The following is a 23,895-nucleotide window of genomic DNA, read 5'->3' as shown; positions in this document are numbered from 1 at the left end:
GCCTGCTTCGTCAAAAGGCGGGCATGACTTCGTATCAGCCCCGCCGCTTCCTTGCCGCCGTCGCCCTGGGCGTCGTCGCCACCGGCGCGGTCGTGGCGCAACAGGGCGGTGTCGCCGCGATCGACAGCTCGGGCAGTTTCGAGGTGAACGGGGTCCGCGTCGACGTCGCCGGTCCATCGGCCGAAGCGGCGCGCACCGCCGGCTGGCGCATCGCGCAGCGCAAGGGCTGGCAGATGCTGTCGCAGCGCCTGACCGGGCAAGCGCGCTCGCTGCCCGACGGTACGCTCGATTCGCTGGTCAGCGGGATCGTCGTCGAGAGCGAACAGATCGGGCCGAAGCGCTACATCGCGCGGCTGGGCGTGCTGTTCAATCGTGGGCGCGCCGCGTCGATCCTGGGCGTTGCCGGGGTTTCCGAACGCAGCCCCGCCATGCTGGTCCTCCCCCTCATCTGGGACGGCGGCACCGGCACGGTATTCGAACGCGCGACCCCGTGGCAGGCGGCGTGGGCGCGGTTCCGCACCGGCGGCAGCGTGATGGACTATGTCCGGCCCAGCGGAACCGGGGCGGACGGCCTGTTGCTGAACGCCGGACAGGTCACGCGGCGCGGACGAGGCTGGTGGCGCACCGTCCTCAACCAATATGGCGCGTCCGACGTATTGATCCCGCAGGTCCGCCTCTACCGCCAATGGCCGGGCGGGCCGGTGATCGGTACCTTCACCGCCGGCTATGGTCCCGACAACCGCCTGCTCGGCAGCTTCTCGCTGCGGGTCGAGCAGGGCGACGCCGTGCCCGCGCTCCTCGACGAAGGCGTCCGCCGGATCGACGCCATGTATCAGCAGGCACTGCAGGCCGGCACGCTGCGGCCCGACGTCGTCCTCGCAGCACCTCCGCCCGGCACGCCGGTCACCCCGGTCGAGGAAGACCTCTCCGACCCGACCATCCCCGATCCCAACGCCACGCCGACGCCCGGTCCTGCGGCCGAAGCGATCACGCTGTCGATCCAGGCCGATACCCCCAACGTCGCTGCCGTCGAATCGACCGAAGCGGCGTTGCGTGCGGTACCCGGCGTCCGCTCCGCCGCGACCTCCAGCCTGGCGCTCGGCGGCGTATCGGTGCTCCGCGTCACCTTCGACGGCGATGCCGCGATCCTGACGGCCGCGCTGGAAGCGCGCGGATGGCAGGTCCAGCCGGGCGACGGAGTCCTGCGCATCCGTCGCCGTGCCGCGCCGGTCGCGCCCCCTGCGCCGAGTACGCCGCAGGGATGACCCAGTCGCGTCCCGGTTCGGCCCAGCTTTCCTTCTCCCTCGAACTGCCCGCCGGCGCCCGGCAGGACCTGTTCCTCGTGGGGCCGTCGAACGAAGCCGCCGTCCATCACCTCGACCATTGGGAGACGTGGCCGGTCAAGGCCGCGCTGCTGGTCGGCCCGCGCAAATCGGGGCGGACGCTGCTGGCCCGTTCGTTCGTCGCCCGCAGTGGCGGGACCATCGCCGACGATGCGGAACGGTGGAACGAAACCGAACTGTTCCACGCCTGGAACCGTGCGCAAAGCGAGGGACAGCCGCTGCTGATCGTCGCCGATGCCCCGCCGCCGATCTGGCGGATCGGCCTGCCCGACCTCCGATCGCGCATGGGAGCAACGCCGGTCCTGCGGCTGGAAGCGCCCGATGAGCTGCTGATCGAAACATTGCTGCAATATCTGTTCGACAGGAAGGAGCTGGTCGCCGCGCCGGATGTCGTGCGCTGGCTTGCCCGCCGCGTCGAACGGAGCCACCTTGCGGTGCTTCGGATCGTCGAGGCTTTGGAGGAAGATGCGATGTTGCGCTCGACGCGCCGTTTGACGATCCCGACCGCGCGTGCCGCGCTGGCGTCCAGCCCGTTGTTGCTGGACCGCCTGCTGTGAACGATCCGGTCCCCTCCGCCCGCACGACCGTCGCCGCCGCGCCGGAAGCCCGCTATTTCAACCGCGAACTGTCATGGCTGGCGTTCAATCGCCGCGTGCTCGACGAAGCCTGCAACCCGGATCATCCGCTGCTCGAACGCCTGCGCTTCCTGTCGATTTCGGCGACGAACATCGACGAATTCTTCATGGTCCGCGTCGCGGGGCTGAAGGGGCAGCAGAACCAGGGGGTCGGCCATGAATCGGTCGACGGCCTCACCCCCTCGCAACAGCTCGCCGCGATCACCGTCGATGCCGCCGGGCTGGTCGACAGCCAGCAGCGTATCTGGCGCGACATCGCCGCCGCGCTGGCGGAGGCGGATATCTTCGTGCTGGGCGCGGACGCCATCCACGGCGAAACCGAAGTCTGGCTGGAGCGGCATTTCCGCGAACAGGTTTTTCCGGTCCTGACCCCGCAGGCGCTCGATCCGGCGCACCCGTTTCCCTTCATCCCGAACCTCGGCTCGGCGATGCTGTTCGACCTGATCCGCCGCTCGGACGATGTCGAGGTGCGCGAGGTCGTCCTGCTGCCGCCGGCCATGCCGCGCTTCGTCCGCCTGCCGGGCAAGGCCGCGCGCTATGTCGCGATCGAAACGATCCTGCGCCATTTCTCCGACCTGTTCTTTCCCGGCTATACCGTGCGCGCCTCCGCCGCGTTCCGCGTGATCCGCGACAGCGATATCGAACTGGAGGAGGAGGCCGAGGACCTCGTCCTCTATTTCCGCACCGCGATCAAACGCCGCCGTCGCGGCCGGATCATCCGCCTCGAGATCGAATCGGGCATTTCCGACGAACTGGTCCAGCTGCTGCGCGACGAAATGGGCGGCAGCGACGCGCTCATTACCGAAACCGGCGGCTTCCTCGGCATCGGCGATCTGTCGATGCTGGTGGCGGAAGATCGCCCCGACCTGAAGTTCCCGCCTTTCTCGCCCCGTTTCCCCGAACGCATCCGCGAATATGGCGGCGACTGTTTCGCGGCGATCCGGGCGAAGGACATCGTCGTCCATCACCCCTATGAAACCTTCGACGTGGTGCTGGCCTTCCTCAAACAGGCCGCCGCCGACCCCGATGTCGTCGCCATCAAGCAGACGTTGTACCGCGCCGGCAAGCAATCCGCCGTCGTCGCCGCGCTGGTCGCCGCCGCTGAGGCCGGCAAGTCGGTGACCGCCGTCGTCGAGCTGAAGGCCCGCTTCGACGAAGAGCAGAATCTCAACCTCGCCTCGGTGCTCGAACGGGCCGGCGTGCAGGTCGTCTATGGCTTTATCGAGTGGAAGACCCACGCGAAGATCTCGATGGTCGTCCGGCGGGAGGAGCAGGGCTATCGCACCTATTGCCACTTCGGCACCGGCAATTATCACCCGATCACCGCACGCATCTATACCGACCTCAGCTTCTTCACCGCCGACCCGGTGATCGGCCGCGATGCCGCGCAGGTGTTCAACTACATCACCGGCTATGTCGAACCCCAGTCGCTGCAACAGCTGGCCATTTCGCCGCGCGACCTGCGCAACCGGCTGGAAGCACTGATCGAGGGTGAGATCCAGACCGCGCGCACCGGCGGCGAAGGCTCGATCTGGCTGAAGATGAACTCGCTGGTCGACCCCGCGCTGATCGACAAGCTGTACGAAGCATCGGCGGCGGGCGTGCAGATCGACCTGATCGTGCGCGGCATCTGCTGCCTGCGCCCCGGCGTGCCGGGTATGTCCGAAAATATCCGGGTGAAGTCGGTCGTCGGCCGCTTCCTTGAACACAGTCGTATTTATTGCTTCGGCAACGGGCAGGCGCTACCGAACGACGATGCGCTGGTCTATGTCTCCTCGGCCGACTGGATGCCGCGCAACTTCGACCGCCGTGTCGAATATCTGCTGCCGATCAACAACCCGACCGTCCACGACCAGGTGCTGGATCAGGTGATGGTCGCGAACCTGCTCGACACCGAACAGACGTGGGAACTGGGGCCGGACGGTAGCTATCGCCGGGTCGCGAAGGGCGACAAGCCGTTCAACCTGCACCGCTATTTCATGACCAATCCGTCGCTGTCGGGACGTGGCGCGGCGATCGAGAGCGGGTCGGCGACCGTACCGCAGAAACTGTCGCTGCGCGCCTGGCGCGCGGCCCGGGACGGCGCGGCTTGATCCGCCTGCCATGGATCAGCCGCCCGGTCAGCGCGGCACATAGCGCGATCATCGACATCGGGTCGAACTCGATCCGGCTGGTCGTCTATGGCGGGCCGGACCGTATTCCGGCCACGCTGTTCAATGAAAAGGTCTTGGCCGGGCTTGGCCGTTCGCTCGCCGAAACCGGCCGGATCGAACCGGACGCGATGGCACTGGCCGGCACCGCGCTGCGCCGCTTCGCATGGCTGACCCGGGAAATGCAGGTGGAGGTGGTCCGTACCGTCGCCACCGCCGCCGTCCGCGATGCCGCCAATGGCCATGAACTGGTGGCACTGGCCGAATCACTGGGCCTGACGGTCGAGACGCTGTCGGGGGAGGAAGAGGCGCAGGCCGCCGGCAACGGCGTGCTGTCCGCCATTCCCGATGCCGACGGAATCGTCGGCGATCTGGGCGGCGGCAGCCTCGAACTGGTGCGGATCAGGAACGGCAAGATCGGTGACCGGGTGTCGTTCCCGCTGGGCGTGTTGCGCATCGGGGCCATCCGCGACCGGCGCGCGGGCGAACTCGACCGCGTGGTACAGCGGCTGGTGGCCGATGCCGGCTGGACGGGGCGGGGGAAGGGGTTGCCCTTCTACCTGGTCGGCGGATCGTGGCGGGCGCTGGCGCGCTTCGACATGCACCTGACCGACTATCCGCTGCCGATCGCGCATGGCTATACCATGACGCTGGCCCGCGTCGCCGAACTGGAGCGCATCATCGCCGAAACCCCGCGCGGCGACCTGAAGGCCGTGCCCAACCTCTCCGCCGGCCGTGTGCCGACGCTCGACAATGCGACCGCGGTGCTGACCGCGATGGCGCGACAACTGGGCAGCGCGACGACCATGATTTCGGCCTATGGCCTGCGCGAAGGGCTGCTCTATGCCGCGCTTCCGCCTGCGATTCGCAAACAGGACCCGTTGATCGTCGCCGCCCATGATGAAGGGGCGCGGCAGGGCCGGTTCGTCGAACATGGCGACCTGCTCCACAAATGGATCGCGCCGCTTTTCTCTGACGATGCCCCTGCCGCCGTGCGCCTGCGCCATGCCGCCTGCCTGCTGGCCGATGTGGGCTGGCACGCCAATCCCGAGTTTCGCGCCGAACGCGGCGTGGAGATCGCGCTTCACGGCAACTGGGTCGCGATCGACGCGGCCGGTCGCGCGATCGTGGCGCAGGCGCTGCACAGCTGTCTCGGCGGCGGTGGGACCGACGGGCCACCCGCACCGCTCGGCCGTCTGGCACCGATCGCCGCACTTGAGACCGCGCATCGCTGGGGTCTCGCGATGCGGCTCGGCCAGCGGTTGAGCGGCGGTGTCGCGACCCCGCTCCAGCGCACCGATGTCCGTCGCAAGCGGGGGCAGGTGGAACTGATCGTGCCATCCGCCGATGCCGCGCTTTATGGCGAAGCGGTGCAGAAGCGCCACCGCGCGCTGGCGAGCGCGATGGGCATGGACGCGGCGCTCGTCACGCGCTGAGGGCGGCTTTCCTACAAGGCGTAGATCTGCAAAGCTCGCGACGTTCTTTGACACCGCAGATCATCCCGCTGCCCGCACGTCCTGCCGGCCCCACACGTCACCCCAGCGAAGGCTGGGGTCTCCCTCGGCTCCTGCTGCGTGCTACCACCGGGAGATCCCAGCCTTCGCGGGGATGACGCCCGGTTCCATGCGCTCCAGGAAAAGAAACGCAAACTTCCGAAGCCGAAAACTCAAACAAGCAATTGTAATAGCGCAGCATTACCCGCCGCAAACCAACAACGCCCTGTCAACATCGCCAACTTTCGCACCTCAGCCGCAACGAAATCCCGTCACGACATTCTTCTCATCGATGTCGATGTTCAGCCGGTCGGGGCGGAAGTCCATCGTCACCGCCATGCCCGGCCGGATCACCCGGACGTTGGTCAGCCCCGACTGCTTCTTCGCCTCGGCCTCGACCGCTACCGTAAACGGCTTGCCGACCAGCCCGGCCAGCGCGCTCGTATCGCACGAATCGGTCAGCGCCGGCACGCGCTCGCCCTCGCTCTGCTGCGTCGTCGTGCAGGCGCCCAGCGCCAGTGCTGCGATCAGGATGGTCGGCTTCATTCCACTACCTCCGCTCGGGTCATCTTCAGCTTTCCACCCAGCACGGTGAACCCAAGCTGACCCTCGACCAGCGCCAGCGCGTCGCGGCCGAACTGTTCGAACCGCCACCCGTTCAGGATCGACAGCCCGTCACGCTGCCCGGCGGCCAACGCCTCCAGATCATCCGAACGCGCCAGCAGCCGCGACGCGACCTTGATCTCGTTCGCCCGGATCTTCAGCAGCAGCTTCAACAGGTCGGCGACCAGCGCCCCTTCCTTGCCCAGCGCCGGCTTGCGCTCGTCGCGGCCCGGCATCTGGTCGGCCGGCAACGGTGCGGCACTGGCCAGCGCGTCCATCATCCGCCCGCCGATATCGTTATGCGCCCATGCCGCCGACAGCCCGCGCACCTTGGCCAGATCGCTCTGCCTGCGCGGGGGATTGCCCGCCAGGTCGGCGATCGTCTCGTCCTTGACGATCCGCCCGCGCGGCAGGTTCTTGCCTTGCGCCTCCAGCTCGCGCCATTTGCCCAGCGCCTTCAGCCGGCCCAGCACCTCGGGCTTGCGGCTGTTGACGCGGATGCGCTGCCACACCTGCTCGGGATCGTTGAAATAATTGGACGGGTCGGCGATCCGTTCCATCTCCTCGTCCAGCCACAGCCCGCGCCCGGTCTTGCGCAGCTTGCCCAGCATCTTGGGGAAAATGACGGACAGGTGCGTCACGTCGGCGATCGCATAGTCGATCTGCCGGTCGTCGAGCGGTCGCCTAGACCAGTCGGTGAAGCGCGCGCCCTTGTCGACCGTGATCCCCAGATAGGCATCGACCAGGTTCGAATAACCGACCTGTTCCCCCTGACCCAGCGCCATCGCCGCCACCTGCGTATCGAACAGGGGAAAGGGGGTCTTGCCGGTCAGGTTATAGACGATCTCGATATCCTGCCCACCGGCGTGGAAGACCTTCAGCACGTCCTCGTTGTCGGTCAGCAGGTTCAGCAGCGGGGTCAGGTCGATGCCCGGCGCCATCGGATCGATCGCGGCGGCTTCCTCGGTATTGGCGATCTGGATCAGGCAGAGTTCCGGCCAATAGCTGTTCTCGCGCATGAACTCGGTGTCGACGGCAACGAAGTCGGACTGGGCGAGGCGGGTACAGAGGGCGGCGAGGGTCGCGCTGTCCTCGATCAACGGATGGATGTGCATCGGCTCCGCATAGCAAGGGTTCCGCGCCTTGACAAAAGGGGGTGGGGGAGGGAAGCGGCCAATCGACGTTTTCCCCGCGCCTGCGGGACGGCAGTCTCCCCCGCACCCGCGGGGATCGACCGTCCGCACCTGTGGCATCCGAACTAGACATGTAAGGTTCTTCAATGCACGCCTATCGCACTCACAACTGCGGCCAACTGACCGATGCGAACGACGGCGATACCGTCCGCCTGTCGGGCTGGGTGCATCGCAAGCGCGACCATGGCGGCGTGTTGTTCATCGACCTGCGTGACCATTACGGCATCACCCAGATCGTCGCCGACAGCGATTCGCCCGCGCTGGCGCTGCTTGAATCGGCACGCACCGAATCGGTGCTGACGATCGACGGCAATGTGAAGCTGCGCAGCGAAGCCACGAAGAACCCGAACCTCGCCACCGGCGCGATCGAAATCTACGCACGTTCGGCCACGCTCCAGTCGGCGGCGCAGGAACTTCCGATGCCGGTCGCGGGGGAGGCCGAGTATCCCGAAGACATCCGCCTGCGCTATCGCTTCCTCGACCTGCGTCGCGAACGCCTGCACGCGAACATCCTGTTGCGCTCGAACGTCATCGCCTCGCTGCGCCGCCGGATGATCGACCAAGGGTTCACCGAATTCCAGACGCCGATCCTCACCGCGAGCAGCCCCGAAGGCGCGCGCGACTATCTGGTCCCCAGCCGCGTCCATCCCGGCAAATTCTATGCGCTGCCGCAGGCGCCGCAGATGTTCAAGCAGCTGCTGATGGTCGCCGGCTTCGACCGCTATTTCCAGATCGCGCCCTGCTTCCGCGACGAAGACGCGCGTGCCGACCGCAGCCCGGGCGAATTCTACCAGCTCGATTTCGAAATGAGCTTCGTCACGCAGGAAGACGTGTTCGCTGCGATCGAACCGGTGCTGCACGGCGTGTTCGAGGAATATGCCAACTGGCAGGGCAAGGGTCGCACCGTGTCGCCGCTGCCGTTCAAGCGCATTCCCTACCGCGAATCGATGCTGAAATACGGCAACGACAAGCCCGACTTGCGCAACCCGCTGATCATCACCGACGTGTCCGAGCATTTCGTCGGATCGGGCTTCGGCCGCTTCGCCTCGATCGTCGAGGCGGGCGATGTGGTCCGCGCCGTCCCGGCACCCAAGACCGCCGACAAGAGCCGCAAGTTCTTCGACGACATGAACGCCTGGGCCCAGTCCGAAGGGTTTGCCGGTCTCGGCTACGCCACCCGCAAGGGCGGCGAATGGGGTGGCCCGATCGCCAAGAACCATGGCGAAGAGGGCATGGCGAAGATCGCGGAGGCGCTTGGCCTCGGTCCCGATGACGGCGTGTTCTTCGCCGCCGGCAAGGAGGCGCAGGCGGCCAAGCTCGCCGGCCTCGCCCGCACCCGCGTCGCCGAAACGCTCGGCCTGATCGACGACAAGCGCTTCGAATTCTGCTGGATCGTCGATTTCCCGATGTTCGAATATGACGAGGATGCGAAGAAGGTCGATTTCAGCCACAACCCCTTCTCGATGCCGCAGGGCGAGATGGAAGCGCTGGAGACGATGAACCCGCTCGACATCCTCGCCTATCAGTATGACATCGTCTGCAACGGCGTGGAGCTGTCGTCGGGTGCGATCCGGAACCATCGCCCGGAAATCATGTACAAGGCGTTCGAGATCGCCGGCTATACGCAGGAAGACGTCGACACGAACTTCGCCGGCATGATCAACGCCTTCAAGTTCGGAGCGCCGCCGCACGGTGGTTCGGCACCGGGTGTAGACCGCATCGTCATGCTGCTGGCCGACGAACCCAACATCCGGGAAGTCATTACCTTCCCAATGACCCAGAAGGCCGAAGACCTCATGATGGGCGCACCGAATTATGCGACGCCAAAGCAACTGCGCGAACTGAATATCCGCGTTACCGCCGACGGTCCGAAGGAGGGGTAAGCGTTTCGCGGGGCGGGGGACGGACCCCGCCCCGCCACGACGTCAAGCGTTCTCGAACGTATCGCCTTCCAGCACGCGCAGTCGCCCGTCCTCAATCGCGAAGACCGCGCCGTGCAGCTTCAGCTTACCGGCCTCGACCCGTTCCTTGACGAACGGGAAGGTCATCAGGTTCTTTAGCGAGACCTTGACGCCTTCCTGCTCCAGCGCCTTCTGCCCCTCGGGGCCGGTACCATATTCCGCCACGACCTTCTCGCGCGCTTCGTCGAGGAGGTCGATCCAGTGGGCGACGAAGCCGCCTTCACCCGGCTTGGTGTTGGCGAGCGCCTGCGTCAGGCAGGCGTTGACACCGCCACATGCGCCATGTCCGAGGACGAGGACTTCCTCGACCTCAAGCTTCGTCACCGCGAATTCCAGCGCCGCTGAAACGCCGTGGCGGCCGCCATCGTCCTCGAACGGCGGCACCAGGTTGGCGACGTTGCGCACGACGAAAATCTCGCCCGGACGCGCGCCGAAGATCGTCGCCGGATCGACGCGGCTGTCCGAACAGGCGATCACCATCACCTTCGGGCTTTGTCCGGTGGCCAGTTCGCTCCAGCGTTCGCGCTCCTGCTGCCATTCGGTACCGCGGAAGCGATAATAGCCCTCTTTGAGGTCGCTGAAGTGCATCAGTGGGTCTCCATCATTCTGTATAAATCTTCCCTCGATCGCTAGACGCACGGGTTCCGCGAACGTTGCAAGCGGTTGTTCGTTTGCTTGTGCGTCGCTATCTGACGGCCATGAACGAGATGACGCCGCTCCCCCGCCCGCAGCGCGAACGCAAGCCCGACTGGATTCGCGTAAAGGCTCCGACCGGAAAAGTCGTGGCCGAAACCCGCGCACTGATGCGGTCGAAGAGCCTGACGACGGTGTGCGAGGAGGCGGCCTGCCCGAATATCGGGGAGTGCTGGTCGAAAAAGCATGCGACCGTCATGATCCTGGGTGATACCTGCACCCGCGCCTGCGCCTTCTGTAACGTGAAGACCGGCATGCCGCGTGCCGTCGACCCGATGGAACCGCAGCACGTCGCCGAAGCGGCCGCCGCGATGGGCCTGAATCATATCGTCATTACCTCGGTCGATCGCGACGACCTGCCGGACGGCGGCGCCAAGCAATTCGTGAAGGTGATCGAGGCGATCCGCGCCGCGAACCCGACGACGACGATTGAAATCCTGACCCCCGATTTCCGCAACAAGCATGAGGCGGCGGTGGAGATGATCGTCGCGGCACGCCCCGACGTCTACAACCACAATCTCGAAACCGTGCCGCGGCTCTACCCGACGATCCGGCCGGGCGCGCGCTATTATGCGTCACTGCGCCTGCTTGAGAGCGTGAAGAAGCTGGATCCATCGATCTTCACCAAGTCCGGCATCATGCTGGGGCTGGGAGAGGAGCGTCTGGAGGTCCATCAGGTGATGGACGACATGCGCTCGGCCGATATCGATTTCCTGACTATGGGCCAGTATCTGCAGCCGACGCCCAAGCACGCCAAAGTCGTCGATTTCGTGACGCCCAAGGCATTCGATGGCTTCGCAGCGATCGCCCGCGCGAAGGGTTTCCTGCTGGTCGCGTCGTCGCCGCTCACCCGGTCGAGCTACCATGCCGGCGACGATTTCGAACGGATGCGCGCCAACCGCGATGCCAAGCTGGGCGTCGTTCGCGCCTGATGCCCAAGCATGCCGAAACCCGCCATCTGCCCTATACGCCGGAGCAGATGTTCGACCTGGTGGCCGATGTCGGTCGCTACAGCGAATTCCTGCCGTGGGTCAGCGCGATCCGGGTGCGGTCGAACAGCGAGACCGAGATGGTCGCCGACATGATCGTCGGCTTCAAGGGGCTGCGCGAGAGCTTCACGTCGAAGGTGCAGAAGGATCGGCCCGGCCATTTGCGGGTCGACTATCTCGACGGGCCGCTCAAATATCTGAACAACGACTGGCGCTTCAAGCCGGACGGGCAGGGCGGTACGCAGGTCGAATTCTGCGTCGACTTTCAGTTCAAGAACCGGGTGTTCGAAATGTTGGCGGGTCAGGTGTTCGACCGGGCGCTGCGCAAGATGATCGGCGCGTTCGAAGACCGCGCCGCGCAGCTTTACGGCGATTCGGCGACCGGTTCGTCGGGCGCGGCTTCGGGTGGCAGCAGCAGTTCGAGCGCACACAACGCCGCCTGAAGCCGGATCGTACCGCGTCCCAGATCGCCGAACTGTCGCAGGTCGGCGACGACCTTCGCCGGATCGCCGCCCTTTTCTGCCCGAGCGAAGACGACGGTGCCGACCGGCTTCTTCTCGCTGCCGCCGCCCGGACCCGCGACGCCGGTGATCGCCACCGCGACATCGGCCTGCGTCACCTCCAGCGCGCCTTGCGCCATGCTCCACGCCGTCGCGATGGATACCGCACCGAACGTCTCGATCACGTCGGAGCTGACCTTGACCAGCTCGATCTTCGCTTCGTTCGAATAGGTCACGAACCCCGCCTCGAACACGTCCGAACAGCCCGGAATTTCGGTGATCGCCGCCGTGACCAGTCCGCCGGTGCAGCTTTCGGCCAATGCGATACGACGTTTCGCGGCGCGGTTCTCGTCGACGACGCGGCGCGCGGCCTCGACCAGTTCGGGGGGGAGAATATGGTCCATCACATCAATTCCGGGCGGCCTGCCGACACAGGGGCAGTCGCATCTGGGGGTTGGGGCGGTCGGCGTCGACCTGCGCAAACAAAACGATGAGTCCCGCGACGTTTCGCGGCGGCAATGCCTGCACCAGATTGGCGGCGCGTTCGATCCGCGGGCAGTCGGCCGCGTCGATATTCCCGACGACCATCGGCGCGATCAACGACGCGACGATCGGCGCGGCGAAGGCAGAATCGAGCAGCTGGATCGCCTGTGGGGCGGTCAGCCGGGACAGCGCCGCCTTCGCCTGCGGCCATGCCGCGTCGGTCTCCGCTTCGTAGCGCGACAGGAACGGCCCGCCGCTCCGCCGCAGCAGCGCGGTCGGCGGCAGGGCTTTGGCGCAACGCGCGCCGGCCTGCCGGATCAGTTCCGGTGCAACGAACAGGACCAGCGCCTCCGCCTCGGCCGGCGTGACGCAGCTCTGCGTGGTCTGGGCAGGGGCATTGGCGCAGGCGGCCAGCGCCAGGAGGGCGGCGAGCCGCTTCATGCCGGCACCCGGACGGTGGCGATCGCCTGCGCGGCGATCCCTTCCTGTCGACCGGTGAAGCCCAGACGTTCGCTGGTCGTTGCCTTGATGCTTACCTGCCGCTCGGTCAGGTCGAGCAGTGCTGCGATCCGCGTACGCATCGCCGATCGGTGCGGGCCGATCTTCGGTGCTTCGCAGATCAGCGTGAGGTCGACGAAATCGATGATCCCGCCCTCGGCGCGGACCAAAGCGGCGGCATGCTGCAGGAACTGGCCCGACTCCGCGCCGCGCCATTGCGGATCGCTCGGCGGGAAATGGGTACCGATATCGCCCGCCCCGATCGTGCCGAGCAAGGCGTCGGTGATTGCGTGGAGCGCGACGTCGGCGTCGCTATGGCCCGACAGGCCGCGATCGTGCGGGATCAGCACCCCGCCCAACCACAATTCTTCGCCCGCCTCCAGTCGGTGAACGTCATATCCGGTGGCGCTGCGCGAAACGAGCGCGGGGAGGGCGCGCGCCTCTGCTGCCGCGAAGTCGGCCGGATAGGTGATCTTTTCGAGCATGATGTCCCCTTCGACCATCGCCACTTCCAGCCCGTGTGCGCGCAGCATCTGTGCATCGTCGGTCGCTTCGGCGGTAACGTCCCAAGCGGCATGGGCGTCGCGAATGGCCTGTACCGCAAATGCCTGCGGTGTCTGCACCCGAACCAGACGGTCGCGCGGCACCACGTCGCCCAGCGCTTCGCCGCCCAACGCCAGCGTATCGGCGACCGGCAGCACCGGTACCGCCCCGGGCGCGTGGTCCAGTGCGGCGAGAAGGCGATCGATCACGGCCGGCGGCAGGAACGGCCGCGCCGCGTCATGGATCAGCACCCGATCGGCATCGCCAATGGCGGCGAGACCGGCTGCGACGCTTTCCCGACGCGTGGCGCCACCGATAACGAATTCCGGCTCACCGACCGCTGCGCGGAGCAGTTGCTCCTGCCCTTCGCCGATAACGACCAGCACCCGGTCGATGCCGGGATGGCTCGACAGCGCCGCATGGGCATGGGCGATCATCGCCCGTCCAGCGATCGGGGCATATTGTTTGGGCAGGCTGCTGCCTGACCGGACGCCGGTTCCGGCGGCGACGATCAGGGCGACTGTTGAACCGGTCTGCATGGCGTCCGCCTAGCGCAAGCCGTGCCCGCCCGCCAGCCTTGCCCTCCGGCGACCAATGGGGTAATGGCTGCCCAATTTTCAGGCACAATCCATGACCCTAGCTCCCATCCGCATCGGCGACGTCGTCATCGACACGCCGGTTATCCTCGCGCCGATGACCGGTGTCACCGACCTGCCGTTCCGCAAGATGGTGCGGCGGCACGGATCCGGGCTGAACGTCACCGAGATGATCGCCAGCCAGGCGGCGATCCGCGAGACGCGTCAATCGATCCAGAAGGCGATGTGGGACCCGGCAGAGGAGCCGGTGTCGATGCAGCTCGTCGGCTGCACGCCGATCGAGATGGGAGAGGCCGCCAAGCTCGCCGAGGACAAGGGCGCGGCGATCATCGACATCAATATGGGCTGCCCGGTGCGCAAGGTGACGAACGGCGATGCCGGATCGGCGCTGATGCGCGACCTGCCGCTTGCCGCCGACCTGATCGCTGCGGTCGTGAAGGCGGTGAAGGTGCCGGTCACCGTAAAGATGCGAATGGGCTGGGATCATTCGAGCCTGAACGCGCCCGAGCTGGCGCATATCGCGGAAGATCTCGGCGCGCAGATGGTGACGGTCCATGGCCGCACCCGCAACCAAATGTATCGCGACCATGCCGACTGGGCGTTTGTCCGGCAGGTGAAGGATGCGGTAAAAGTACCCGTGATCGTCAATGGCGACATCTGTTCGGTCGACGACGCCCGCACCGCGCTGGACCAGTCGGGTGCCGATGGCGTGATGATCGGGCGGGGCGCCTATGGCCGGCCGTGGTTGCTGGCGCAGGTGATGGCCGCGCTGTCGGGCGGAACCGCTCCGGCCGATCCGTCGGTCGAGGAGCAATATCGCCTGATCGTCGAGCATTATCACATGATGCTGGACCATTATGGCGAGGAAACCGGCGTGAACATGATGCGCAAGCATATCGGTTGGTACACGAAGGGGCTGCATGGCTCGGCCGAGTTCCGCAACAAGGTGAACCAGCAGCCCGATTCCTGTACCGTGCTGGGAATGCTGGCCGACTTCTATGCGCCATGGTGTACGCGCGCGGCGGCATGAGCGTGATCGAGGGTACGCCCTCGTTCGCCGAACTGTTCGCCGGGCTGCCCGTCGCGGCGCTGGTCCTGGACGAAGCCGGGTGCATCGCCCATGCCAATGGCGCGGCCGAGCTGTTGTTGAACCAGTCCGACCGGGCGATGCGCGGCCTGTCGCTCGAACAGGTCGTTTCGGTCCCGCCGGGCTATGGCGATCGGCGCGACGACCGGGCTTTTGCGAGCTATGACTGCGAATTGCAGCTTCGCCGCGGCGGGCGACTGCGGGTGGATTTCCATGACAGTCCCGCGACGCATGGCTCGGCATGGCGGGTGGTCATGCTGTACGGCGTTCGTGACGGGCATAGCGGATCGCACGCCGCCGGTGCCCGTGCCGCCATCGGCGCGGCCGCGATGCTGGGGCATGAGATCAAGAACCCGCTATCGGGTATCCGAGGCGCGGCCCAGCTGCTGTCGGGCGACGTCGACGAGCGCAGCGTCCTGACCGACCTCATCATCGCCGAGGTCGATCGTATCGCCGCACTGATCGACCGGATGCAGGATTTTACCGACGATCGTCCGCGCAAGCTGCAGGTTCAGAACATCTATCCGGTCCTGGCGCACGCGGTCCAACTGGCTTCGGCCGGCTTCGCGCGCGGGATCGTGATCGAGGAGCGCTTCGACCCGTCGCTGCCGCCGGTACGGATCGATCGTGATGCCTTCGTCCAGCTGCTGGTGAACTTGCTGAAGAACGCCGCCGAGGCGCTGGAGCAGGTCGATCGGCCACGCATCATCCTCGGCACCGCCTATCGGCATGGCATGTCGCACGGCGTCGGCAATGGCGAACGGCGGGCTGTGCCCATCGAGCTGACCGTGACCGACAACGGGCCCGGTGCGCCCGCCGATATCGCCGGCCATCTGTTCGAACCGTTCGTGTCGGGCAAGCGCGAGGGGCGCGGTTTCGGGCTGCCGATGGTCGAGAAACTGGTGGGAGAGATGAACGGCTTCGTCCGCTATGCCCGTGAAGGATATCCGCCGATGACCGTGTTTCGCATCCACCTGCCGCGCGCATGATCGCTTCTTCGCGTATCCTTCTGGTCGATGACGACGCTGCGATCCGTACCGTCGTGGCCCAGGCGCTGCGCCGGGACGGACATGAGGTCCAAAGCGTCGGAACGCTCGGACAGTTGCGCGCGGAGTTGCGCGCCGGACTGCCGGGGGTGCTGGTCACCGATGTCGTGCTGCCGGATGGCGACGGGCTGGAAATGGCGGCGAAGCTCAACGCGGAATTTCCCGACCTGCCCATCATCGTCCTGTCCGCGCGCAACACGCTGACGACCGCCGTCCGCGCGACGGAGGCGGGGGCATTCGACTATCTGCCGAAACCGTTCGACCTCGACACGCTGGCGCTGGCCGTGCGCGGGGCGCTCGCCCGACGGACCCGCAGCCCCGAGGAACAGCCGGTCGACGCAATCGATTCATCGCTACCACTGATCGGCCGTTCGCCCGCGATGCAGGACGTCTACCGCGTCATCGCGCGAGTCGTCGCCACCGACCTGACCGTGCTGGTTACTGGTGAGTCCGGCACGGGCAAGGAACTGGTCGCCCGCGCGATCCACGATCTCGGTCGCCGCAGCCGTGCGCCGTTCATCGCGCTGAACATGGCGGCGATCCCCCGCGAACTGATCGAAGCGGAGCTGTTCGGTCACGAACGCGGCGCCTTCACCGGCGCAGCGCAGCGCTCGGCTGGAAAGTTCGAACAGGCGGCCGGCGGCACCTTGTTCCTGGACGAGATCGGCGACATGCCGATGGAGGCCCAGACCCGGCTGCTACGCGTCCTTCAATCGGGCGAGTTTACCAGCGTCGGCGGCGCGCGCGTCATTCGCGCCGACGTCCGCATCGTTGCCGCCACCAACAAGACGCTGGCGGCGCAGGTCCAGTCGGGCCAGTTTCGCGAGGACCTGTTCTACCGCCTGAACGTCGTCCCGATCGCGTTGCCGCCGTTGCGGGAGCGCCGACAGGACGTCGCGCTGCTCGCCCGCCATTTCCTCGATCAGGCAGCGCGCGACGGGCTGCCGCGCAAGACGCTGACGGCGGATGCACAGGAACTGCTGGAGGCGCATGAGTGGCCCGGCAACGTCCGCGAACTGGAAAACCTGATGCGGCGCGTCGCCGTGCTGGGCCGCGACACCGCGATCGAGGCAGGCGAGTTGCGCGGCGCGCTGGGCGATGCGGCGGCGCGTCCGGCGGCACAGCCCGACGCCAATCTCGACGAGGCGGTGCGCGCGTGGATACGTCGGATTGCACGCGAGGAACCGGCCACGTTGGATAACGGCACGCTCTACGACCGGCTCATCTCCGATGTCGAACGTCCGCTGATCGAAGCGATGCTGGATCGCCACGCCAACAACCAATTGCGTGCCGCGAAAGCGATGGGGTTGAACCGCAACACCCTGCGCAAACGGCTCGACGAGCTGGGGATCGATCCGGCGGTGCGCGCCTATCACGCGGAGAAGGAACGCTAATCGCACTGCCGTTTAGATAGTGTGCGAATTGTCGTGCTTTAGGCGGCGAATGTTGTAAAACGGCAACTATGGTTGCAGCGTTAACGGAACCGAAGCGCGCCACGTCGATCCCGGCGCGGTGGTTCCCGGCGATCGAAGTCGCCGTTCTACTGGCGGTGATCGCCGTCGGCGTGGGCAGCTATCTGCTGTTCGACGGGTCGCAAAGTGCGCGGGGCCAGTTGCCTACCCCGTCGCTGATGGCGCTGGTCCTGATCGTCAATCTGATCCCGGCGATGGCGCTGCTGGTCCTGATCGGTCGTCGGATCGCGATGCGCCGGGCCGCGCGGTCGCAGATCGGCGGGACCGGCACGTTGCACGTCCGGTTGGTGGCGCTGTTCTCGATCCTTGCTAGTGTGCCGATGCTGCTGGTCACGATCGTCGCATCGTTCCTGTTCCAATATGGCGTCGAATTCTGGTCGTCGCAGCGGGCACGCGGCATCTTCGAAAATGCGCAGGTCCTGGCGCAATCGTCGTACAACGAATTTCTCGACGCGGTGGACGGGCAGAATGTGGCGGTCGCATCCGACATTCGCCGGATGCTGCTGAACAACCGCTATTCGATCGACAGCGACGAGTTCCGCCTGCTGTATCAGAACAGCATCGTGTTTCGTTCGCTCAGCGATTCGGTGGTGTTCGAAATTCCGTCCGACGGACGTCCCCGATCGCTCGCCTCCGCCTCGATCTACGAAGGGCCGCTGCGGTGGAGTATCGACCCGAAGTCGATTGCGGCGCTGCGGGCGGGCAAGCCCAGCTACGTCAGCGTCCGGAACCGTCAGGTCCAGTCGGTGACGCGGGTCGTGGACACTCCCTACTATGTCTATTCGGCGCGCGATATCGACCTTGCGACCTATACCGAGCGCCTGAGCCGTACCCGCGCCATCTTGCTGGACTATGACGCATTGCTGGCCCGCTCGCGCAGCGTCCAACTACAACTGAATATCGCATTGTTCGTCGTGTCGCTGATCATCGTCGGTCTGGCGGTGTTCGTGGCGCTGGCGGTGGCCGACCGGCTCGTCCGCCCGGTCGGCGCGCTGGTCGGCGCCGCGCGCCGCGTGGCCGGCGGTGACCTGTCGGCCCGCGTGCCCGAACCCAACGGCACCCGACAGAAGGACGAGATCGGCACGCTCGCGAGCGCGTTCAACAGTATGACCGAGCGGTTGCAGGAGCAGACCAGTGAACTGGTCGCCGCCAACGCCCAGATCGATAGCCGCCGCGCGCTGATCGAGGCGGTGATGTCGGGCGTCAGCGCCGGGGTGGTGTCGGTCGGTCCGGACCGCACGATCAAGCTTGTGAACAGCTCGGCAACCGCCCTGCTGAAAACCGGCAGCACCCCGCTCGTCGGCCGTCCACTGGCCGATGTCGCGCCCGAACTCGATGCCCTGTTGAACGGAGAAACCCAGGACGCGATCATTCAGCTGGCGTCGGGTGGCGAAGCAAAGACCTTGGCCGTCCGCATCACCCGCGACGACGGCCAGCATATCCTGACCTTCGACGACATTACCCAGCAGCTGCTCGATCAGCGTCGGGCTGCTTGGTCCGACGTTGCCCGCCGCATCGCGCATGAGATTAAGAACCCGTTGACCCCGATCCAGCTTGCCGCCGAACGGCTTCAACGCCGCTATGGCGCGAAGCTGACCGAGGACGACGGCACCTTCGCCCGCCTGACCGAAACCATCGTTCGTCAGGTCGGCGATCTGCGGCGGATGGTCGACGAATTCTCGTCGTTCGCCCGGATGCCAAAGCCCGTATTTCGGCACGAATCGCTAGCGGAACTGGCACGGCAGAGCCTGTTCCTGCACGAGGTTGCGCACCCGGATATCGACTTCACGCTTGACTCCGCCGGGGCGGCACCGCTGGTCTGCGACCGGCGGCAGCTGGGGCAGGCGCTGACCAACATTGTCAAGAACGCCACCGAAGCCGTTGCCGCCCGCCCAGAAGGCAGCCCGCGCGGCCGGATCGAAATGGACGTCCGTTACGATGCGCAGGGGCGGATGCATATCGATACCAGCGACAATGGCATCGGCTTGCCGGTCGAGCGGGACCGAATCGCCGAACCCTATATGACGACGCGCAAGGGCGGCACCGGCCTCGGCCTCGCCATCGTGCGGAAGATCGTCGAAGAACATTTCGGAACCATATCGTTCGCCGACCGTCCCGGTGGAGGGACAATCGTATCGATCATTCTCGATCCCGCGATCCTTGCCGCACTGGCGGGAACCGGAACGGCGGAAGATGACGATTCACAGGAGGTTACAACGCGCCATCCCATGCTTACCCGGACCGGAACGCCCGCATGAAGCTCGACATTCTCGTCGTCGATGACGAAACCGATATCCGTGAACTCGTCGCCGGCGTGCTGGAGGACGAGGGGTATGAAACGCGTGGTGCCGCCGACAGCGATGCTGCGCTGGAGGCGGTGGCGACGCGCCGCCCATCGCTGGTGCTGCTCGACGTTTGGCTGCAGGGATCGCGCCTCGATGGGCTGGAACTGCTCGACGAACTGAAGGCGCGCGATCCGTCGCTGCCGGTGCTGGTCATTTCCGGTCACGGCAATATCGATACCGCCGTTGCCGCAATCCGGCGTGGCGCGGTCGACTTCATCGAAAAGCCGTTCGAGGCGGAACGCCTGTTGTTCCTGGTGCAGCGCGCGACTGAAACCGAGCGTCTGCGGCAGGAGGTTGCATCGTTGCGTGCATCGGCCGGCCGCGAGGACGACCTGACCGGCAGTTCGACCGCGATCAACAGCGTGCGCGCCACGCTGAAGCGCGTGGCTGGCACCGGCAGCCGCGTTCTCATCACCGGCGGGGCAGGGGTCGGCAAGGAAGTCGCCGCGCGGCTGCTCCACGGCTGGAGCCAGCGGGCGCAGGCACCGTTCGTCATCGTCAGCGCCGCGCGCATGACGCCGGAACGGGTCGATGAAGAATTGTTCGGCGTGGAGGAGGGCGGCAACCTCGTCCGGCCCGGGTTGCTCGAACAGGCGCATGGCGGCACGCTGTTCCTAGACGAGATCGCCGACATGCCGATCGCGACCCAGGCGCGTATCCTGCGGGTGCTGACCGATCAGAGCTTCACGCGTGTCGGTGGCACGCGCGTCGTGAAGGTCGATGTCCGCGTCGTATCGGCGACGGCGCGTGACCTTCAGCAGGAGATCGTCGACGGCAATTTCCGCGAAGATCTCTATTACCGGCTGAACGTCGTGCCGGTACAAATCCCGTCGCTGGCCGAACGGCGTGAGGATATTCCGCCACTGGTCGAGCATTTCGTCGCGCATTACGCCAATGAGCGTCGGGTACAGACGCCGGAGGTCGCACCGGACGCGATGATCGCGCTGCAAAGCTATGAATGGCCGGGCAATGTCCGTCAGCTGCGCAATGTCGTCGAACGGACGGTGATCCTCGCCCCGGGCAACCGGATCGCGCGGATCGACATCGACCTGTTGCCGCCCGAGGTGCTGGGATCGGCCGGGGACGGGTCGGGGGGAGCTACCGCCAGCGCGATCATGGGATCTCCGTTGCGCGAAGCGCGCGAGTCCTTCGAACGTGAATATTTGCGGGTGCAAATCCGGCGTTTTTCGGGGAATATTTCCCGCACCGCGACCTTCATCGGCATGGAACGCTCGGCATTGCACCGGAAACTGAAATTGCTGGGGATCACCGAAACGCGCGGCGACGAATAGGCCGCAACCGACCATTGCGGCGGCGCGGGGTCAGGCCTAGATTAGCGGCTCCGCGCCATAGGGGTGCGGCAACCGGGTGACGGTTAAAGACACTCAGCGGGAAATTCCCGCCAAGAACAAGGGCAAGTCATGGCCGAACGGCAGGGGTCGCTTCAGGACCTGTTTCTCAACTCGCTACGCCGGTCGAAAACGCCGGTTACCATGTTCCTCGTAAAGGGCGTCAAGCTCCAGGGCATCGTAACGTGGTTCGACAATTTCTCGGTGTTGTTGCGCCGCGACGGACAGTCGCAGCTGATCTACAAACATGCCATCTCGACGATCATGCCCGCGGGTCCGACCGACCTGTCGTCGGTCATACAGGCGGCGTCTGAAAATTCGTCCAAGCACGCGCCGCTGCAGGAGATTTTCCTGAACGCCGTACGCAAGGCGCAGGAAAACGTCACGATGTTCCTCGTCAACGGGGTTATGCTGCAAGGGCAGATTGCGGCGTTCGACCTGTTTTGCATGTTGTTGCAACGCGAAGGCATGTCGCAACTGGTCTATAAGCATGCGGTATCCACGATTCAGCCGGCGAACCCGCTGAACCTTGCCGAGGAACAGGCGTCGGGAGCGGACGAAGCTTGAGTACCGGTTTCGACCGCGACGCACAGGAATTCACCCGCGGCGCTTCGGCGATCGTCGTCCTCCCCGATATGGGCGGATCGGCGCGCGATGCGGATGCACGTCTTGAGGAAACCGCCGGCCTGGCTCTGGCGATCGGGGTCGACGTCCGGCACCGGGTGCCGTTCCGCGTGCGCGCGCCAAAGCCCGCCACGCTGATCGGCAGCGGGCAGGTGGACCAGCTGACGCAGATGGTGCGGGACGAGGACTTGCAGCTGGCGGTGTTCGATGCCGCGCTGACGCCGGTGCAGCAGCGCAATCTCGAAACCGCGCTCGGGTGCAAGGTGATCGACCGGACCGGGCTGATCCTCGAAATCTTCGGTGAGCGCGCCCGCACTGCCGAAGGGCGGTTGCAGGTCGAACTCGCCCATCTCGATTACCAGGCCGGCCGCCTGGTGCGTAGCTGGACCCACCTCGAACGTCAGCGTGGCGGCTTTGGCTTCCTTGGCGGCCCAGGTGAAACCCAGATCGAAGCGGATCGCCGTTTGATCCGCGACCGCATGGCGCGATTGCGCCGGGAACTCGACGGCGTGTCACGGACGCGTACTTTGCACCGCGACCGGCGCCAGCGTGCGCCATGGCCCGTGGTCGCCCTGGTCGGCTATACCAATGCCGGCAAGTCGACGCTGTTCAATCGCCTGACGGGTGCGGAGGTGATGGCCGAAAACCTGCTGTTCGCAACGCTCGACCCGACGTTGCGACAGGTGTCGCTGCCCGGCATCGACAAGGCGATCCTGTCCGATACGGTGGGCTTCGTCTCCGACCTGCCGACGCAGCTCGTTGCGGCGTTCAAGGCGACCTTGGAAGAGGTCGTGTCGGCGGACCTGCTGATCCATGTCCGGGACGTCGCGCATCCCGATACGGCGGCACAGGCGTCGGACGTGGAGGCGGTGCTGCGGGAAATCGGTGTCGACGACACGACGCCCCGGATCGAAGCCTGGAACAAGCTCGATCTGCTCGGTGACGACGACCGGATCGAGATGCTGGGGGAGGCGGAGCATCGCGAGGATATCGTCGCCTTGTCCGCGCTGACCGGGGAGGGGGTCGATCGCCTTATCCGCACGGTCGGCGACCGCCTTACGGAGGGACATCGGTGTTATCGCATCGCGCTGGGCCCGGAGGATGGTGCCAGCGCCGCGTGGCTTCATGCCCATGGTGAAGTGACCGACCACTGGATGGAAGAGGATCGGGCGCTATACGAGGTTCGAATGGCGCCGGCCGATTACGACCGTTTCCTGACCCGGTAATCGGTCGTCGAGCCGGGCAGGGGGCGGCGCTCGACGCCGTCCGTTCGCCTTTGTCGAAAGGGCAGGAGTCGCTCAGAGTCCAGAAACGGCCCGCTGGACTCGTTCGGGCGTTTCTCGATGCTAGCTATCGGGAATCGGCATCGCGACTCCACGGGGGTTTTTTCGTATTTTCGGGTAAAGGTCAGGGAAGGGGGCTCATTTTTGCGCGAGCCCATGCGGCTTCCATCTCTTCCAGCGACCGCTCGGCGAAGTTCGCGTCGTCTGATTCCATCATGGCGAAGCGGCGTTCGAACTTGGCGTTGGCGTCCCGCAACGCCGCCTCGGCATCGACGCCCAGATGCCGCGCCCAGTTGACGACCGAGAACAGCAGGTCGCCGATCTCCTCCTGCCGTTCCGAATCGCTGGCCGCTTCGACCTCTGCCAACTCCTCGTCGATCTTCGCCCTCGGCCCCGCTGCGTCCGGCCAATCGAAACCGACCCGCGCCGCCCGCCTCTGCAATTTCTCCGCGCGGGCCAGCGCCGGCAAGCCCAGTGCGACCCCTGCCAAAGCACCGTTCTGCCCCGGTTTGGCACGGCGTTCGGCGGCCTTCACCTGCTCCCAGAGATTGTGGCCGCCAACTTCGGCGTCGCCGAAGATATGCGGATGGCGCCGCTCCATCTTGTCGCTGATCGCGTCGACCACATCGTGCAGGTCGAACAGTCCGGTTTCCTCGGCGATCCGACTGTGAAACACGACCTGGAGCAGCAGGTCGCCCAGTTCGTCCTTCAGGTCGGCCATATCGTCACGCGCGATCGCATCGGCAACCTCGTACGCTTCCTCGATCGTATAGGGTGCGATCGTCGCGAAGGTCTGGACGCTGTCCCATTCGCAGCCATGGTCCGGGTCGCGAAGCCGGGCCATGATCGCGACGATGCGACCGACGACGTTCGGCGCCGGAGATGCAGGAGCAAAATCGGACGCGAACGAGGACGTCGAATGCAACGCGACCCGATCGTCGGGACCGTCGTTGGTACCCGAACTGACGTTACCGGTCTCTCGCTCAAAAGCCATCTATCAGGTTCCGAT

At 65.9% G+C, this 23,895-nt stretch carries 20 protein-coding genes and 1 pseudogene; 14 read left to right on the top strand and 7 right to left on the bottom strand.

Annotation, left to right across the window (positions count from 1 at the left end):
• Positions 1-23: 23 nt before the first annotated feature.
• The 4 genes from MF609_RS10990 to MF609_RS10975 are packed head-to-tail and all read left to right on the top strand — an operon-like array spanning position 24 to position 5,564.
• Entirely contained in the window at positions 24-1,265 is a 1,242-nt protein-coding gene (locus MF609_RS10990; protein WP_242416366.1) for a heavy-metal-associated domain-containing protein, read from the top strand.
• Positions 1,262-1,900, top strand: coding sequence for a P-loop NTPase family protein (locus MF609_RS10985; RefSeq protein ID WP_242416365.1), 639 nt, complete (start codon positions 1,262-1,264; stop codon positions 1,898-1,900). The genes MF609_RS10990 and MF609_RS10985 overlap by 4 nt, the downstream gene beginning before the upstream one ends.
• Positions 1,897-4,071, top strand: coding sequence for an RNA degradosome polyphosphate kinase (locus tag MF609_RS10980; protein ID WP_242416364.1), 2,175 nt, complete (start codon positions 1,897-1,899; stop codon positions 4,069-4,071). The genes MF609_RS10985 and MF609_RS10980 overlap by 4 nt, the downstream gene beginning before the upstream one ends.
• Complete coding sequence (locus tag MF609_RS10975; RefSeq protein ID WP_242416363.1) at positions 4,068-5,564, top strand: Ppx/GppA family phosphatase; 1,497 nt, start codon at positions 4,068-4,070, stop codon at positions 5,562-5,564. The genes MF609_RS10980 and MF609_RS10975 overlap by 4 nt, the downstream gene beginning before the upstream one ends.
• A gap of 309 nt (positions 5,565-5,873) precedes the next feature.
• Here MF609_RS10975 and MF609_RS10970 read toward each other — a convergent pair whose 3' ends face one another.
• Together MF609_RS10970 and rnd are read right to left on the bottom strand one after the other, a co-directional pair.
• Entirely contained in the window at positions 5,874-6,167 is a 294-nt protein-coding gene (locus MF609_RS10970; RefSeq protein ID WP_242416362.1) for an I78 family peptidase inhibitor, read from the bottom strand.
• On the bottom strand, positions 6,164-7,339 hold the full coding sequence (gene rnd / locus MF609_RS10965) for a ribonuclease D (protein WP_242416361.1): 1,176 nt from the start codon (positions 7,337-7,339) through the stop codon (positions 6,164-6,166). Before rnd ends, MF609_RS10970 begins: the two co-directional genes overlap by 4 nt.
• A gap of 164 nt (positions 7,340-7,503) precedes the next feature.
• On the opposite strand from rnd, the gene aspS reads away from it, so the two are divergent.
• Positions 7,504-9,300 (top strand): aspartate--tRNA ligase, encoded by a 1,797-nt coding sequence (aspS, locus tag MF609_RS10960; RefSeq protein ID WP_242416360.1) that lies wholly within the window; start codon positions 7,504-7,506, stop codon positions 9,298-9,300.
• A gap of 42 nt (positions 9,301-9,342) precedes the next feature.
• Here the strand turns inward: aspS and MF609_RS10955 are convergent, their stop codons facing one another.
• Positions 9,343-9,969, bottom strand: a complete 627-nt coding sequence (locus MF609_RS10955) for a carbonic anhydrase (protein ID WP_242416592.1) — start codon at positions 9,967-9,969, stop codon at positions 9,343-9,345.
• A gap of 107 nt (positions 9,970-10,076) precedes the next feature.
• Between MF609_RS10955 and lipA the strand changes: the two genes are divergently transcribed.
• Both lipA and MF609_RS10945 read left to right on the top strand, forming a co-directional pair.
• On the top strand, positions 10,077-11,003 hold the full coding sequence (gene lipA, locus MF609_RS10950) for a lipoyl synthase (RefSeq protein WP_242416359.1): 927 nt from the start codon (positions 10,077-10,079) through the stop codon (positions 11,001-11,003).
• Positions 11,003-11,503, top strand: a complete 501-nt coding sequence (locus MF609_RS10945) for a type II toxin-antitoxin system RatA family toxin (RefSeq protein WP_242416358.1) — start codon at positions 11,003-11,005, stop codon at positions 11,501-11,503. Before lipA ends, MF609_RS10945 begins: the two co-directional genes overlap by 1 nt.
• Here MF609_RS10945 and MF609_RS10940 read toward each other — a convergent pair.
• Genes MF609_RS10940 through MF609_RS10930 form a run of 3 tightly spaced genes read right to left on the bottom strand, consistent with a single transcriptional unit; the run spans position 11,425 to position 13,623 of the window.
• The gene (locus tag MF609_RS10940; protein ID WP_242416357.1) at positions 11,425-11,964 is read right to left on the bottom strand and encodes a CinA family protein; all 540 of its coding nucleotides are present in this window, start codon (positions 11,962-11,964) and stop codon (positions 11,425-11,427) included. The genes MF609_RS10945 and MF609_RS10940 overlap by 79 nt on opposite strands.
• Positions 11,965-11,968: 4 nt before the next feature.
• Positions 11,969-12,484 carry a hypothetical protein gene (locus MF609_RS10935; protein WP_242416356.1) on the bottom strand — a complete coding sequence of 172 codons (516 nt, stop codon included), beginning with the start codon at positions 12,482-12,484 and terminating at the stop codon, positions 11,969-11,971.
• Positions 12,481-13,623, bottom strand: coding sequence for a bifunctional 2-C-methyl-D-erythritol 4-phosphate cytidylyltransferase/2-C-methyl-D-erythritol 2,4-cyclodiphosphate synthase (locus tag MF609_RS10930; RefSeq protein ID WP_242416355.1), 1,143 nt, complete (start codon positions 13,621-13,623; stop codon positions 12,481-12,483). The genes MF609_RS10935 and MF609_RS10930 overlap by 4 nt, the downstream gene beginning before the upstream one ends.
• Positions 13,624-13,714: 91 nt before the next feature.
• Here MF609_RS10930 and dusB point away from each other — a divergent pair, with 91 nt between their 5' ends.
• The 7 genes and pseudogenes from dusB to hflX all read left to right on the top strand — a co-directional run bounded on the left by dusB (position 13,715) and on the right by hflX (position 22,829).
• The gene (gene dusB, locus MF609_RS10925; protein ID WP_242416354.1) at positions 13,715-14,710 is read left to right on the top strand and encodes a tRNA dihydrouridine synthase DusB; all 996 of its coding nucleotides are present in this window, start codon (positions 13,715-13,717) and stop codon (positions 14,708-14,710) included.
• A complete protein-coding gene (locus MF609_RS10920) occupies positions 14,686-15,756 on the top strand; it encodes a two-component system sensor histidine kinase NtrB (protein WP_242416353.1) in 1,071 nt (356 codons plus the stop codon). Before dusB ends, MF609_RS10920 begins: the two co-directional genes overlap by 25 nt.
• Entirely contained in the window at positions 15,753-17,207 is a 1,455-nt protein-coding gene (gene ntrC / locus MF609_RS10915) for a nitrogen regulation protein NR(I) (protein WP_242416352.1), read from the top strand. The genes MF609_RS10920 and ntrC overlap by 4 nt, the downstream gene beginning before the upstream one ends.
• A gap of 68 nt (positions 17,208-17,275) precedes the next feature.
• Positions 17,276-19,543, top strand: coding sequence for a sensor histidine kinase NtrY-like (locus tag MF609_RS10910; RefSeq protein WP_242416351.1), 2,268 nt, complete (start codon positions 17,276-17,278; stop codon positions 19,541-19,543).
• Positions 19,540-20,922, top strand: coding sequence for a nitrogen assimilation response regulator NtrX (gene ntrX / locus MF609_RS10905; RefSeq protein WP_242416350.1), 1,383 nt, complete (start codon positions 19,540-19,542; stop codon positions 20,920-20,922). The genes MF609_RS10910 and ntrX overlap by 4 nt, the downstream gene beginning before the upstream one ends.
• Positions 20,923-21,039: 117 nt before the next feature.
• Positions 21,040-21,546, top strand: a pseudogene (gene hfq, locus MF609_RS10900) (RNA chaperone Hfq); the annotation flags it as partial.
• Entirely contained in the window at positions 21,543-22,829 is a 1,287-nt protein-coding gene (hflX, locus tag MF609_RS10895) for a GTPase HflX (protein ID WP_242416348.1), read from the top strand. The pseudogene hfq and the gene hflX, both read left to right, overlap by 4 nt.
• A 181-nt stretch (positions 22,830-23,010) precedes the next feature.
• On the opposite strand, the gene mazG is transcribed toward hflX, so the two are convergent.
• A complete protein-coding gene (gene mazG / locus MF609_RS10890; protein WP_242416347.1) occupies positions 23,011-23,730 on the bottom strand; it encodes a nucleoside triphosphate pyrophosphohydrolase in 720 nt (239 codons plus the stop codon).
• Between the last annotated feature and the right edge of the window lie 165 nt (positions 23,731-23,895).

Origin of the sequence: Sphingomonas panni (assembly GCF_022664435.1) — a bacterium.
Classification (GTDB): domain Bacteria; phylum Pseudomonadota; class Alphaproteobacteria; order Sphingomonadales; family Sphingomonadaceae; genus Sphingomonas; species Sphingomonas panni.
This window is presented reverse-complemented; position numbering and strand designations above follow the sequence as displayed.

Excerpts from the sequence above, each read along its gene's own strand:
- MF609_RS10990 (WP_242416366.1), top strand. The coding sequence starts at position 24 with ATGACTTCGTATCAGCCCCGCCGCTTCCTTGCCGCCGTCGCCCTGGGC.
- MF609_RS10985 (WP_242416365.1), top strand. The coding sequence starts at position 1,262 with ATGACCCAGTCGCGTCCCGGTTCGGCCCAGCTTTCCTTCTCCCTCGAA.
- MF609_RS10970 (WP_242416362.1), bottom strand. The coding sequence starts at position 6,167 with ATGAAGCCGACCATCCTGATCGCAGCACTGGCGCTGGGCGCCTGCACG.
- rnd (WP_242416361.1), bottom strand. The coding sequence starts at position 7,339 with ATGCACATCCATCCGTTGATCGAGGACAGCGCGACCCTCGCCGCCCTC.
- aspS (WP_242416360.1), top strand. The coding sequence starts at position 7,504 with ATGCACGCCTATCGCACTCACAACTGCGGCCAACTGACCGATGCGAAC.
- lipA (WP_242416359.1), top strand. The coding sequence starts at position 10,077 with ATGAACGAGATGACGCCGCTCCCCCGCCCGCAGCGCGAACGCAAGCCC.
- MF609_RS10945 (WP_242416358.1), top strand. The coding sequence starts at position 11,003 with ATGCCCAAGCATGCCGAAACCCGCCATCTGCCCTATACGCCGGAGCAG.
- MF609_RS10940 (WP_242416357.1), bottom strand. The coding sequence starts at position 11,964 with ATGGACCATATTCTCCCCCCCGAACTGGTCGAGGCCGCGCGCCGCGTC.
- MF609_RS10935 (WP_242416356.1), bottom strand. The coding sequence starts at position 12,484 with ATGAAGCGGCTCGCCGCCCTCCTGGCGCTGGCCGCCTGCGCCAATGCC.
- MF609_RS10930 (WP_242416355.1), bottom strand. The coding sequence starts at position 13,623 with ATGCAGACCGGTTCAACAGTCGCCCTGATCGTCGCCGCCGGAACCGGC.
- dusB (WP_242416354.1), top strand. The coding sequence starts at position 13,715 with ATGACCCTAGCTCCCATCCGCATCGGCGACGTCGTCATCGACACGCCG.
- MF609_RS10920 (WP_242416353.1), top strand. The coding sequence starts at position 14,686 with ATGGTGTACGCGCGCGGCGGCATGAGCGTGATCGAGGGTACGCCCTCG.
- ntrC (WP_242416352.1), top strand. The coding sequence starts at position 15,753 with ATGATCGCTTCTTCGCGTATCCTTCTGGTCGATGACGACGCTGCGATC.
- MF609_RS10910 (WP_242416351.1), top strand. The coding sequence starts at position 17,276 with ATGGTTGCAGCGTTAACGGAACCGAAGCGCGCCACGTCGATCCCGGCG.
- ntrX (WP_242416350.1), top strand. The coding sequence starts at position 19,540 with ATGAAGCTCGACATTCTCGTCGTCGATGACGAAACCGATATCCGTGAA.
- mazG (WP_242416347.1), bottom strand. The coding sequence starts at position 23,730 with ATGGCCCGGCTTCGCGACCCGGACCATGGCTGCGAATGGGACAGCGTC.